The 13,967-nt window shown below is 39.7% G+C and carries 13 protein-coding genes; 11 read left to right on the plus strand and 2 right to left on the minus strand.

Features of this window, described 5'->3' with window-relative positions; all coding sequences use genetic code 11:
* Nucleotides 1–5: 5 nt before the first annotated feature.
* Nucleotides 6–752, minus strand: coding sequence for an FxLYD domain-containing protein (locus tag MKY71_RS08000; protein WP_340732133.1), 747 nt, complete (start codon nt 750–752; stop codon nt 6–8).
* Nucleotides 753–1,030: 278 nt separating this feature from the next.
* Between MKY71_RS08000 and MKY71_RS08005 the strand changes: the two genes are divergently transcribed.
* Complete coding sequence (locus MKY71_RS08005; RefSeq protein WP_340732134.1) at nt 1,031–2,020, plus strand: HD domain-containing phosphohydrolase; 990 nt, start codon at nt 1,031–1,033, stop codon at nt 2,018–2,020.
* Nucleotides 2,021–3,043: 1,023 nt separating this feature from the next.
* Here the strand turns inward: MKY71_RS08005 and hmpA are convergent.
* Nucleotides 3,044–4,204, minus strand: coding sequence for an NO-inducible flavohemoprotein (gene hmpA / locus MKY71_RS08010; RefSeq protein WP_340732135.1), 1,161 nt, complete (start codon nt 4,202–4,204; stop codon nt 3,044–3,046).
* A gap of 243 nt (nt 4,205–4,447) precedes the next feature.
* Between hmpA and MKY71_RS08015 the strand changes: the two genes are divergently transcribed.
* The 10 genes from MKY71_RS08015 to MKY71_RS08060 all read left to right on the plus strand — a co-directional run bounded on the left by MKY71_RS08015 (nt 4,448) and on the right by MKY71_RS08060 (nt 13,948).
* The gene (locus MKY71_RS08015) at nt 4,448–4,897 is read left to right on the plus strand and encodes an RrF2 family transcriptional regulator (RefSeq protein ID WP_339176302.1); all 450 of its coding nucleotides are present in this window, start codon (nt 4,448–4,450) and stop codon (nt 4,895–4,897) included.
* Nucleotides 4,898–4,949: 52 nt separating this feature from the next.
* Entirely contained in the window at nt 4,950–5,696 is a 747-nt protein-coding gene (locus MKY71_RS08020; protein WP_339176304.1) for an SDR family NAD(P)-dependent oxidoreductase, read from the plus strand.
* A gap of 247 nt (nt 5,697–5,943) precedes the next feature.
* Nucleotides 5,944–7,158: an argininosuccinate synthase gene (locus tag MKY71_RS08025; RefSeq protein WP_339199187.1), complete on the plus strand. Its 1,215-nt coding sequence runs from the start codon at nt 5,944–5,946 to the stop codon at nt 7,156–7,158.
* 87 nt (nt 7,159–7,245) lie between these two features.
* Nucleotides 7,246–8,619, plus strand: coding sequence for an argininosuccinate lyase (gene argH / locus MKY71_RS08030; RefSeq protein WP_340732136.1), 1,374 nt, complete (start codon nt 7,246–7,248; stop codon nt 8,617–8,619).
* 352 nt (nt 8,620–8,971) lie between these two features.
* Entirely contained in the window at nt 8,972–10,123 is a 1,152-nt protein-coding gene (locus MKY71_RS08035; RefSeq protein WP_340732137.1) for a toxic anion resistance protein, read from the plus strand.
* Between the two features lie 76 nt (nt 10,124–10,199).
* Complete coding sequence (locus MKY71_RS08040; RefSeq protein WP_340732138.1) at nt 10,200–10,586, plus strand: hypothetical protein; 387 nt, start codon at nt 10,200–10,202, stop codon at nt 10,584–10,586.
* Between the two features lie 148 nt (nt 10,587–10,734).
* A complete protein-coding gene (locus MKY71_RS08045; RefSeq protein WP_340732139.1) occupies nt 10,735–11,031 on the plus strand; it encodes a cytosine deaminase in 297 nt (98 codons plus the stop codon).
* A 75-nt stretch (nt 11,032–11,106) separates the two neighbouring features.
* Complete coding sequence (locus tag MKY71_RS08050) at nt 11,107–12,018, plus strand: DMT family transporter (RefSeq protein WP_340732140.1); 912 nt, start codon at nt 11,107–11,109, stop codon at nt 12,016–12,018.
* A gap of 51 nt (nt 12,019–12,069) precedes the next feature.
* The gene (locus MKY71_RS08055) at nt 12,070–13,227 is read left to right on the plus strand and encodes a M20 family metallopeptidase (RefSeq protein ID WP_340732141.1); all 1,158 of its coding nucleotides are present in this window, start codon (nt 12,070–12,072) and stop codon (nt 13,225–13,227) included.
* A complete protein-coding gene (locus MKY71_RS08060) occupies nt 13,217–13,948 on the plus strand; it encodes an SIR2 family NAD-dependent protein deacylase (protein ID WP_340732142.1) in 732 nt (243 codons plus the stop codon). Before MKY71_RS08055 ends, MKY71_RS08060 begins: the two co-directional genes overlap by 11 nt.
* Nucleotides 13,949–13,967 lie beyond the last annotated feature (19 nt).

Raw genomic sequence — 13,967 nt, forward strand, 5'->3', positions numbered from 1 at the left:
TTTGTTTACCAAGTGAAGCCGAAGCTTTTCACCTCGATTTTATTTACCTTCGAACCGATGTTATCTGGCAATGGTGGGTAGCTAAGTTCAAAACCGGCTTCACCGCCAGCAGCTAGTCCTACATCAACACTGCCAGATAATCCGCCTAAAATTTTTCCGTTTGCATCGTATAAAATAGCCGCCAGACGTATATCTTCTTGCTCAACATCCGTAGAGTTCTTAACAATACCAGTAACACTATATCCGTATTCGCTTGAAATTCCTTTTACTGCACTTACTTCCATTAAGTTTGAACCTTCTTCAGTTGCTTCGAAATTAAAATTAAATGTTGTTTCAGAATAGTTTTCTAAGGAAGTTTCCTCATTGAGTGTTGTACCTTCTACGATAAAAGCGGATTCTCCAGGTTGAACAATTTCAGGAACAGCATAAATCATCGTTGAAGTGCCTAAAATACTACCGTCTTTCCCTTTGTAATTCATTTGCGTCTCACCAATATCCACCGGCACATCGCCCGTGTTTTTATAAATAGCTGCTGTATTAATCCAAATGGAGTCAATAGAATCGCTCCATACAGTAGATCCTGAATCTGCAATTTCTAATTTTTCATTGGCTTTTTCATCAGTATCTGCACTTTCTTCCGTTTTATCAGTTTTACTTTCCTTATCTGCAGATTGAGAAATGGTTTGTTTTGAATCTCCGCATGCAGCCAATATGAAAATTAAACTCAACATTAATATAATAAATTTTTTCATTTCATTTCCTCCTGTTAGATTCCTGTTAATTACTATCATGTCCCGACATTCATTAACTATAGCTATATTTCGTTAAGTACGATTCCATATGCTAGCTGTGCCTTATTTTAAGTTAAAAAATCTAAATATTAAGAATTCGATATAACGAGTAGTAAAAGTGACATTTTCGACCAAGAACAGGAGCGCATTATTTTTGCTTTATCAGTATAATATTTCCATATACATATAAAAATGACACCACGATGTTAGATGAGAGAAAATGAAACAGGAGGCTGTTTATGAAAACGATGTTGCAGTTACCTTGCCAGTTAAAAAGTTTTTTGTCATTGGGGGATGCTGTACTGATAACAGACAGTGACCATATTATTTTAGAAGTCAATGATACATATGAAGAGGTGACCGGTTTTGAAAGAAGTAAAATAATTGGGGTGAAAGCGGGTTTTATTAAATCAAATCTTACAAGTACAGATACATATCGTTCAATGAAGGATTCATTAAAGCAACGGATTCCGTGGTCTGGAATTTTGGTGAACCGAAAGAAATCCGGGGAACTTTGGCATTCTTCTATTACTATTACACCTATCAAAGTTGAAGAGGAATGGTTTTATATAGGCGTTTTCCGCGCATTAGAGCAACTGGAAGAGGGGTTATATTTATCTGAAGACAAAAAAGTGGAAGTGCAGAGAGAGCTATTGAAAGTGCTGGCCATCTCCTGTGAAATTCGTGATCCCGGGACGGAAGAGCATTTAATACGGGTTCAGGCATTGACTGAAAAACTTTTGAATGCCCACAATGAAAAGAACAACCTTCAACTCGAATCTAATTATATGAACAATGTGATTCATTCCAGTATATTGCACGACATCGGAAAAGCGAGTATGCCAGAAGGAATTTTGTATAAACCGGGCGCATTGTCCATTTATGAAAGGAAAATCATTGAAATGCATCCGTTGACAGGGGCGGATATACTAAGCAAAATGTCGAAGGAAATCCATTATGATTTTATCAAGAGTATGGAAGTCGCCGAGAATATCATTTTATATCACCATGAAAGATGGGATGGGGCAGGCTATCCGTTCCAGTTAAAGGGTGAGCAGATTCCGCTTGAAGCAAGAGTAGTTGCGGTTGTCGATGTTTTCGATGCCTTAACGACGCGCAGACCGTATAAAGATTCCTGGCCGGAAGATAAAGCATTGGCATTTATCGAAGAAAATAAAGGGAAACATTTTGATCCATTAATCGCGGAAACGTTTATCAGCTTGTTTTAATAGTGAGTCCGGTGTTGTACCGGGCTCTTTTTAGGTTTCGGTTTGTTTTAAATGATGCTGACGGAAACAGGCTTACTATATTAGTAAAAATACGCGCGGTTTGCTGTTTTTATTAGAACTTTTATGGGTTTATTAGAACATCTGACTTGCATATTAGAAGATCTCGGCAGCTTATTAGAAGATCGCATTAAAACCAGTACACCATCTCAGTAAAACTACGTACCGGCACATTGGAAAATGAGGTCTGCAACTTATATTAGAACTTTCCCGGATATATTAGAACATCCAACTCAGCTATTAGATGTTCCAAGCCACTTATTAGAAAATCTCGACCACTTATTTGAACATCGGCGACTTATATTAGAAGATCGCAGTTTTATTAGAACTTTTCTAGGTTTATTAGAACATCTGACTAGCTTATTAGAAAACCGGCGCACCATTTCTCAAAAACTACACACCAGCTTCGTAGAAAATGCGGTTTGCAAATTTTATTAGAACTTCTCAGGATATATTAGAACATCTGACTCGCATATTAGAAGTTCTCGGCAACTTATTAGAACATTGCATTAAAACTATCACATCATCTTAGTAAAACTACGTACCGGCACATTGGAAAATGCGGTCTGCAGCTTATATTAGAACTTTCCCGGATATATTAGAACATCCAATTCATATATTAGATGTCCCCAACCACTTATTAGAAAATTTCGACGACTTATTTGAACATCGGCGACTTATATTAGAAGATCGCAGTTTTATTAGAACTTTTCTGGGTTTATTAGAACATCTGACTAACTTATTAGAAAACCGGCATGTCATCGCATTAGAGCTGAGCGATGATACATTAGAAAACGCGGTTTACTGATTTTATTAGAACTTTTCAGAGTTTATTAGAACATCTCACTAATTTATTAGAAAACCGGCGCTCCATTTCTAAACACGGTTTGCTCCTTATCCCAGCAAAAAAACCAGTCACCGGCATATCTCCCGGCAACTGGTTGTATCTCTATCTCGCTCTATAATTTAAGCTGTTTTCTTAATCTGTAACGCCATCGCAGCACCGAAGAATTCGTAATGAATTTTCTCGGCAGGTACGCCTAGCTCAACTAAGTATTGAATGACAGTTTCCATGAATACTGTTGGACCGCATACATACACTTCCGTACCAGGTACTAGGAATTCCTCGATTTGCGCTTTTGTAATATAGCCGTCTAAATCTGAATAAACCGCTTTATATTTTCCGTCTGTCGCAGCAACGTTTTGTTCGATTGTTTCTTTGAAGGCTGCTACATTTTCATTGCGTGCACATTGGATAAATGATGCTTGGCGACCTTCGATTGTTTTTAGCATTCCTTGTAATGGTGTGACACCAACACCACCGCTGATGAATAGAACCGGGCTGTCGTTTTCCACTAGTGTAAACACACCTGCAGGAGCACTTACGTCCACTTTTGTACCGATTTCTGCGTTGTGCAGGAAGTTTGAAACAATTCCGTTTGGTGTTACATCATCTTCACGTTTTACAGAAATGCGGAAATAATCTTCCGAACCGTCAGTTAATGTATATTGGCGGTTCATTAAGTATTGTTCGCCGGGTACTTGTGTACGTAATGTAATGAATTGTCCTGCTTTGAATGCAGGCAATTTCTCGCCGTTAACTGGTTTTAAATAGAATGATTTTACTGCTTCGCTTTCTTCTACTACTTCTGCAATAGTAAATTCTTTGAATGCGCGCCAGCCGCCAGCATTTTCTGCTGCTTTGTATAAATCTTCTTCCACTGAAATGAAGACTTCCGCAATGACGCCGTAAGCTTTACCCCAAGCGTCGATAATTTCATCTGTTGCTGCATCTCCAAGAACTTCTTTGATCGCTTCCAATAAATATTTGCCGACAATCGGATAATGCTCCGGTAAAATTCCTAAACTAACGTGTTTATGTGCAATTTGGACAACTGCCGGTACGATGGCCTCCAAGTTATCGATGTGAACTGCTGCTGCATAAACCGTATTTGCTAAAGCTGTTTGCTGACGATCTTTCTTTTGGTTTGTATGGTTGAAAATGTTTAGTAATTCAGGGTTTTCTCTGAATAAGTTTGAATAGAAAGTTTTAGTAATGGCTAATCCGTGTACCTCCAATACAGGTACTGTTGATTTAATAATATTGATTGTTTGTTGTGCTAACATACTGTGCACGTCCTCTCAAATTTGGTTGTTTGTTACTTGCACCATCAATATACTGCTAAAAAAATGCTAAAGCAATATCAAAAATACATCTTTAACAGTTCTGTCACAAAGATATATAAAAAATACATCTTTAACAAAATGGACACAAAACTATATAATGAATTCATCGATAAACATAAGCCGTTCTATTCGAACATTTTTGTTTAAATGTTATACTTAAGTTGTAGAAAGATGGTGAACAGCGTGCGGTTAACAGTATATACAGATTATTCTTTACGTACGCTCATGTATTTAGGTGTACGGGGCAGAGAGAATTTAGTTACGATTCAGGAAATAGCGAATGCGTATCAAATTTCGAAAAACCATTTAATGAAAGTAACCCATGATTTAGGGAAACATGGCTATATCGAAACGATTCGCGGCCGCGGTGGCGGGATTCGTCTGGCACTTGAACCTGAGCAAATCAATATTGGTGATGTCGTCCGTAAAACAGAAGATGACTTTCACCTTGTTGAATGTTTCAATCCGGAAGGGAATCTTTGCAAAATATCTCCCGAGTGCAGGCTTAAATTTGCTTTACATGAAGCATTAACTGCTTATTTGGCTGTGCTTGATACCTATACATTGGCGGATGTGCTCGTATCAAAAGACATATTAAGTGAATTATTCGGCATTACCCAAACTAGTAAATAGCCATTTACTAGTTTTTATATTACCTAAAAATAAGATAATAAAGAGGGAAGCTATGAAAAAAACAGTTTTTATTACAGGTGCGACAAGCGGTATTGGGCGCATCGTAACAGAAATGCTAGTAAAAGAAGGATATACCGTTTATGCGACGGGTAGAAATGACAGTGCGATTAACTATTTAAATGGGATAGGGGCGGTTGCCTACAAAGCGGATATAAGAGTTCCATCGCAAATAGATGAAGTCGTTTCGCAACTTCCGCCAATCGATATCGCTATTTTAAACGCCGGATTAGGTTATTTTGAAAATGCCGTAGATTTAGCTGATCAGGAAATTGATCAAATGCTTGATGTCAATGTACGTGCGCCGATCTACTTGGCAAAACGTCTGGCACCGGCAATGATTGACAGAAAGAATGGCCATTTGATCTTTGTCGGTTCACAGGCAGGGAAGGTTGCTACGAAAAAAGCGAGTGTTTATGCAGCGAGTAAACATGCAATTACCGGTTTTGTAAATGGGCTTCGTCTGGAGCTGGCAGAATACAATATACAAGTTACCGGAATTTATCCGGGACCGATCGATACACCGTTTATTCAGAAAGCCGATGCATCGAACGCTTATAAGGATGCAATCGGGAAATTCCTGTTACCGCCTGAAAAAGTCGCGAAAGAAGTTGTCCAAGCAATCGTGAAACGTCCGCGCGAAGTGAACCTGCCACGTATTATGGCAGTAACGAGTAAATTATATGCAGTAGCGCCAGCACTTGTGGAATTTGTCGGCAAAGGTTTCTTTAATAAGAAGTAAGTTTGAGAGCATTCGATTTTTATCCTATAAAAATTGAAATGCTCTCTTTTGAAATGTCCAGCAATAAATAGCATATTTATGCATGAACGAGAGCCTGTGAAAACTTCCGAAATGATTGTTTTTAGATTGTATGAAAAAGTGAAAAAATTTATATAAATGCAGTTGCGTTTATTTTTATAACGTGTTACTATTCGTGTATAAACTATTAATTCAATGTATAAACATACATCATTTGGGGGCAATTAACATGGCGAACAAAAAAGTCGTATTAGCATATTCAGGTGGTCTTGATACATCAGTAGCAATTCCATGGTTAAAAGAACAAGGTTGGGACGTAATCGCAGTATGTCTTGATGTTGGTGAAGGTAAAGACTTAGAATTTATCCGTAACAAAGCACTTCAAGTAGGTGCTGTTGAATCATATATGATCGATGCAAAAGATGAGTTTGCAGAGGACTTCGCATTAATCTCATTACAAGGACATACTTGGTATGAGCAAAAGTATCCATTAGTTTCTGCATTATCTCGTCCATTAATTTCAAAAAAATTAGTAGAAATCGCGAATGAAACAAATGCCGATGCAGTAGCACACGGTTGTACTGGTAAAGGGAATGACCAAGTACGTTTTGAAGTATCAATCAAAGCATTAAATCCGGATCTTGAAGTTTTAGCACCTGTACGTGAGTGGGGCTGGAGCCGTGACGAAGAAATCGAATATGCGGCAAAACATGGTGTTCCGATTCCTGCAACACTTGATTCACCATTCTCAATCGACCAAAACTTATGGGGCCGTGCAAACGAAGCTGGTGTAATGGAAGATCCTTGGGTTGCACCACCTGAAGAAGCATACGGTTTAACAGTTTCATTGGAAGAAGCACCGGATACACCGGAATACGTTGAAATCGAATTCGTTGAAGGTAAACCAGTTTCGATTAACGGTATTCAAATGAAACTGGCAGACTTAATTCAAGAATTAAATAAAATTGCCGGTGAACACGGTATTGGACGTATCGACCACGTTGAAAACCGTCTAGTTGGTATTAAATCTCGTGAAGTATATGAAATTCCAGGTGCGAAAGTATTATTAACAGCGCATAAAGAATTAGAAGATATTACATTAGTAAAAGAGTTGGCACATTTCAAACCAATCATTGAACAAAAACTATCTGAAATTATCTATAACGGTCTTTGGTTCAACCCAATCCGTACAGCACTTCAAGCGTTCTTAAAAGAAACGCAAAAGTATGTAAACGGAACAGTTCGTGTAAAACTTTACAAAGGCCATGCGATTGTTGAAGGACGTAAATCTCCAAATTCTCTATACTCTGAAGAATTGGCGACATATTCAAAACATGACCAATTCAACCACGCTTCTGCTGTAGGCTTTATCGAATTATGGGGTATGCCAACAGTTGTTGCATCAGAAGTAGCAAAAAGCACAAAACAAACAGTAAATAAATAATTAGATATACGGTTATTGAAGTGAGCGATTCGGAACCCGAGTCGCTTCTTCTATTATTCGGAACATAAGTTGAGGAGTGAAACTACTATGGCAAAATTATGGGGCGGTCGTTTCCAAAAGTCTGCAGAAAGCTGGGTTGACGAGTTCGGGGCATCGATTGGCTTTGATCAGCAGTTAGTATTGGAAGATATTGAAGGTTCTGTAGCACATGTCACAATGCTAGGTGCACAAAATATTTTACCAAAAGAAGATGTCGAGAAAATTCTGGACGGTCTTGCACAATTAAAAGTAAAAGCCGAAGCGGGTGAACTGGAGTTTTCGGTTTCAAATGAAGACATCCATTTAAATCTTGAGAAAATGCTGATTGATCTGATCGGTCCTGTTGGCGGAAAGCTTCATACTGGACGCTCGCGTAATGACCAGGTTGCAACGGATATGCACCTATTCCTGAAAAAGCGCGTACCTGAAGTAATCGGCTTAATCGAACATTTCCAAAAAACGATTGTTGAGCAGGCAGAACAGAATGTGGATACGATTGCGCCTGGCTATACGCATTTACAGCGTGCACAGCCGATTAGTTTTGCACATCACTTAATGGTTTACTTCTGGCAGCTGCAACGTGATAAAGAGCGTTTTACAGAATCGATGAAACGCATTGATATTTTACCGTTAGGTGCCGGCGCGATGGCAGGTACAACATTCCCGATCGACCGTTTGAAATCGGCTGAACTGCTAGGATTTGCGGAAGTGTATGCCAATTCTATGGATGCGGTAAGTGACCGTGACTTTATCGTTGAATTTTTATCGAATTCAGCATTATTAATGACACACTTATCACGTTTCGCGGAAGAAATCATTATTTGGTCTACGGATGAATTTAAATTCATCGAGCTGGATGATGCATTCTCTACAGGTTCATCCATTATGCCGCAAAAGAAAAATCCGGATATGGCAGAATTAATCCGCGGAAAAACAGGCCGTGCATACGGAAACTTAATGGGGCTGTTAACGGTATTAAAAGGTACGCCGTTAACGTACAACAAAGATATGCAGGAAGATAAAGAAGGCATGTTCGATACGATGGAAACGGTATTAGGTTCACTGAAAATTTTCGAAGGTATGGTTCGTACAATGACGGTCAACAAAGCGCGTCTTCACAGTGCGGTACATTCAGACTTTTCGAATGCGACAGAGCTTGCGGATTACTTGGCGACAAAAGGAATGCCGTTCCGTGAAGCGCATGAAGTAACAGGAAAGCTCGTATTTACATGTATCCAGCAAGGAATCTATTTACTGGATCTGCCTTTGGAAAAAATGCAGAAAGAATCTGCATTAATTGAAGAAGATATTTACGCAGTACTTGCACCGGAAGCCGCTGTGAGCCGACGTAATTCATTAGGTGGCACAGGTTTTGAGCAAGTGGCACTTCAAATCCAAAATGCGAAACAACTATTCGTATAGCAATGGATGTACTGTAAAAAAATCACAGTGCGATTTTTTGTACCTTAATTCGAAAAAAATCATTGGAAATATAAAAAAGTGTTTTAGGTTGAATCATTTGGGGTAATTTATCATTAGACTCATGCAAAGCTTGTGTGGGTGTGAAGTCTCTCCCCCAATAGTAGACTTACAAAAAGTGTCCTTTTGCGCATAAAAGGGCATTTTTTGTTGTCTAAAAGCGATGCATTTATTTTTGGGTAGGCTCAAATTAGAATATTCACAATGTTTTGCGTTATAATTAGCAACAGCAGCGTGAAACTTTTCATTAAAATTTACGTAAATACTAGTAATACATAGAATGGGGGAATCGAACATGGCTGAAAATCCATTATTTGAAGATTTAAATAAACGTGCTGAGCAAGAGCCGGCACAAACGACTGATATTGTCGAACAACCACAAAAACAACTTGTTTCGGAACAGGAGCTTTCTCAAATCCGTCAGCGTCAGGAACAGTTAAAACAACAGCCGCAAGTTCAGCAGCTTGCAGAAAAAATTGACGTGAAAAACCAAATCGCGGTTCTCGAATTCGGTAAAGAAACTGCTCAGGGCATTTCAACATTTTCAGACCGTATGCTCGCTACAATTAAACAAAGCAATCTGGAAAAGTCGACAACATTACTGAACAATTTAAATAAAATTATGGACCGCTTTGATCCTCAGGATTTTCAGGAGGAACAGAAAAAAGGCTTCCTGAAAAAGCTGTTCTCAAAAAGCAAAGAGCAATTGGAGCGTATTTTATCCAAATACGACACGATGAATAAAGAAGTCGATGTCGTTTATAACGAAATTCAGAAGTACGAAGTGGAAATGAAAAGAAACACGGTACAGCTGGAACAAATGTATGATGAAAATTTAAACTACTTCCATACGTTAAGCGAACATATTGCGGCGATCGATATTAAAGTTAATGATCTACGTCAACAACTGCCGGCATTATCGGCTAGAGCGGATTCCGGTGACCATGAAGCCATTATGGAGCTGGAAACGGTAACACGTGGAATCGAGCTATTGGAACAACGAGGCTACGACCTTGAAATGGCCCAGCAAGTATCATTCCAGTCAGCGCCGCAAATCCGTTTAATGCAGCAAGGGAACAACCATTTAATCGGTAAGATCAACTCGGCATTCGTGACGACTATTCCGATCTTCAAACAAGGTCTGATTCATGCCGTTACAATGCAGCGACAAAAACTTGTTTCGGATTCGATGGCTGAACTCGACCGCCGTACGAATGAAATGCTCGTACGAAATGCAGAAAATGTCCGTCAAAATTCAGTGAACATTGCACGTCAGGCAGGCAGTCCAAGCATCAAAGTCGAAACAATTGAAACGACTTGGAAAACGATCATTTCCGGTATTGAAGAAACAAAACAAATTCAGGCAGAAACGGTGCGCAATCGTGAAGAAGGACGTAAGCGCATTGAACAATTACAGCTTGAATATGAAAAATTAAAGAGCATGTAAGCTGTATTCTGAGGCATCGAGTATCCTTTGCTCGATGCCTTTTATCATCTTTTTCGAACACTATAGGGGGAGTTTTATGCAAGTTTTAAGTCGTAAGTTTACAGTAGCACTCGTGTCTACCTTTCTTTTCAGTTTTCTGTTAGCCATTATCGAGACAATGACGGCGAGTGAACAGTATTTTTCTTTTGGCATGACCGTTCTGACATTTATCGTATTAAGCGCACCAATGTTTCTCGTTTTAGGGGTTGCCGTATCTTTTCTGTTTGAAAAAAATCTGCGTTCTGAAAAAATGAAATGGATCAGCTATATTGTCATTGGCGCGGTATTTACGGTTCCATACGCCCTCTACTCTTTTGAAGATGCGAATCTATTAATATTCTCAATGATAGGTGGGTTGGGGGCAGCCCTCTTTTGTGGGATACATCTAATATTTGATAAATATATATTCAAAAATACGGATTAACAAACAATTTAAAAGCTTATGAAATTAAGCTTAGAAGTGGTCTAAAATTTCCTCTTGGTGATTAATTAGGGGTGAATTTGGTGAAATTGGGTAAATAACAGCAAAAGAGATTTACACAAGTATTGCCATGAGGGAAAGGAAGACAAAGATGGAAAAGAACTTAATGAAAATCGACGAATTTCTAAAAATGCCGAAAAGTGTTATACGCAGAGCAAATGAACGAGACGTATTGAGTATAAAAAATGAGCTCCTTATATTAATGAATGAAAAAAGCGAAATGTATGATAAAGCGCATATTCGAAAGTTAATCAACGAAATTCAATTTTTAAATGTGTTCGTAGTAAAGGATGATTTTGATAAAACGGTCTTTTCCTACGAACCTCCAAAATACGCATCACCCCGCGTAACGATCAAAGAAAGCGGCTGGATCGAGCTAATCAAATAAGAAGTAGTCTATTCCCAACATTGGAATCATGATAAAATTTTATTATGAATAGATTGTTGGAAGAAGGTAGTAATTGTGGAACGTTTGAAAGGCATAGCGATGATTATTGTAGGTTCGATGTTTTGGGGGGCTACCGGTCCGATGATGGAATGGCTTCTTCAAACAACGACCATGACTGCTGAGTTTATGCTTGCAGTTCGGTTAATGATTGCAGGTGTTTTAATTCTTACGATTGTAGCTATGCAGAAAAAACCGGTATTCTCCATTTGGAAAAACCGGAACTATTCGGTGCAATTACTGATTTTCAGTGTAATCGGAATGGTAGGGTTACAATTTACGTTTGTGAAGTCGATTGAAGTGAGTAATGCAATAATTGCAACACTCCTGCAGTTTTTAGCACCAATCTTCATCGTCATCTATACATCGGTTATTGGAAAGGTTCTTCCACCGCGCAGTCAATTGATCGGTATTTTTGGTACACTTGTCGGATTGTTTCTATTGCTGACAAATGGCTCGGTTTCAGAGTTGCTGGTTAGTAAGGAAGCACTTGTCTGGGGACTGCTGTTAGGATTTACGTATGCGTTTTATACACTGTATCCTGCTCGGCTGATGGCTGAAGTAGGGGTCATCATTATTATTGGCTGGGGTATGATAATCGGCGGACTTATCTTCTCGGTAACGGGACAGCTTTGGAAGCCGGAGCAATGGCTGTTGCTGCTGGATCCAGTGAATGTCGTCATCATTATTGCTACGGGTATTTTAGGATCCTTCGCGTATATTTTATTTTTAACAAGCCTGAAATACATATCCCCAGTTGAAACGAGTATTTTATCGAGTATTGAACCATTGACAGCGATGGCGATTTCCGTTGTCTGGCTCGGTGCAACTTTGTATAACTGGCAATATGTCGGAATTTTATTAATGCTCGTTTTTGTCGCCTATTTATCAATTGCCGGGAGCAAAAAGTCTCCCAATTCGAATGTCTAAGTGAATGTCACTTAGGCATTTTTGGGTATAGAAAATGAAGGAGGCGTTGTTATGGAAGCATTCGATTTTTTCACATTGCATGAAAAAGATATAAAAGATGATATTAAACGCTTAGTATTGGCCGATTCACCTTCGCAAAACAAAGAGCTGCTTGATTTGTGCAAAGATGTACTCCAGTCGATGTTTTATGACTATTTTCATGTAAAGGCAACAGAATATGCGATGGAGCATAACGGCAATCATCTCCGCTTTGAAATGGGCGAAGGAACCGAACAGATTTTAATGATCGGTCATTATGATACTGTTTGGGATAAAGGGGCTTTGCCATATCGGGAGGAAGAATATAAAATTTTCGGTCCGGGTATTTTGGATATGAAATCAGGTCTCGTCAGTGCGATTTGGTTTTTCAAATATGTTCAAAAAATGAATCTGCCTTTGAAGCGCCGCGTTGTATTTTTCCTGAACAGTGATGAAGAAATCGGAAGCCCAACGTCGAGAGCGCTGATCGAAGCAGAGGCTAAAAAATCGGTAGCCGCTTTTATACTGGAGCCTGCAGTTACCGTTTCAGGTGAACTGAAAATTGCGCGAAAAGGGACATCCAGGTATTTGCTGAACATTCACGGACTTGCATCACACGCAGGGAATAATCCGCGCGATGGTGTCAGCGCAATTACGGAAGCGGCAAGGCAAATTCTGAATATCGATGCGCTCAACGACTATGAGAAGGGGACAACACTCAATGTCGGGATGATCCAGGGCGGAGGTAAATTGAATGTTATCCCCGATGAGGCGCATGTAGGGGTCGATGTCAGATCGGTTACACGGACAGAGCAGGAGCGGATCGACGATTATTTCGAGGAGCTTAAACCATACGATCAGCGCACGAAAATCGAAATCGATGGGGGAATTAACCGGCCACCGATGGAACGGGATGAAGAAAGTGAAGAACTTTTTGAGATTGCGCAGGAAGAAGCGGAAGATCTTGGTTTTGATGTGGATGAAGCGTCAGTCGGCGGTGCAAGTGATGGGAATTTCACGTCTTTATATACGCCGACATTGGATGGGCTGGGCCTTGTAGGAGACGGTATTCATGCAGAACATGAGCATATTTTAAAAGAGCATATCATTGAACGCTTCGCACTTTTGACGAATACATTGCTGGAAGTTGTCAATGAGATTGAGATGGAGGGAATTCAGGATGACAGCTGAAACATTGGCTCACTTGATGAAAGAATCGAATCGTACGGTCGTGCTGACTGGTGCCGGGATGTCGACTGAATCGGGCATACCGGATTTTCGCTCGTCAACAGGCTTGTGGCAAAATATCGATCCGCGTATTGTTGCCTCTACCGAAAGTCTGCAAAAAAACTATGAACAGTTCCGCGAGTTTTACCAGATTAGAATTACCGCGCTAGAAAACTGTAATCCCCATCAAGGACATCTAGTTTTGGCGGACTTTGAAAAGCGGGGACTTGTTTCATTAATCGCGACTCAAAATGTCGACCGGCTTCATCAGCAGGCAGGTAGTAAAAATGTAGCAGAACTTCACGGCACTATCGTGTTAATCAGTTGTCAAAAATGCGGCAAACCACATGCGAAAGAACAATTTTTGAATAACTGTATTTGCACCTATTGTTCCGGGAAATTACGGCCGAATGTCGTGCTGTTTGGTGAAACATTACCGACGGAGGCATGGGACCGTACGCTTCACGAAATACACGATGCAGACCTTGTTATTGTAATCGGAACAAGTTTGGAAGTTTACCCCGTAAACCAGCTGCCGAGCATGTCAAGAGGGAAGCTCGTCTATATTAACCGCGAGCAAACGTCCACAAGCGCACATTATTCATTTGATTTAGTGCTGGAAGGGTCGGCCGGTGAGATTTTGGCGGAAGTGCATCGTGAGCTGGAGGGTATTGAGAAGTTATAATAACGCATGTGTGAAATAT

Origin of the sequence: Solibacillus sp. FSL W7-1324, assembly GCF_038008025.1 — a bacterium.
Classification (GTDB): domain Bacteria; phylum Bacillota; class Bacilli; order Bacillales_A; family Planococcaceae; genus Solibacillus.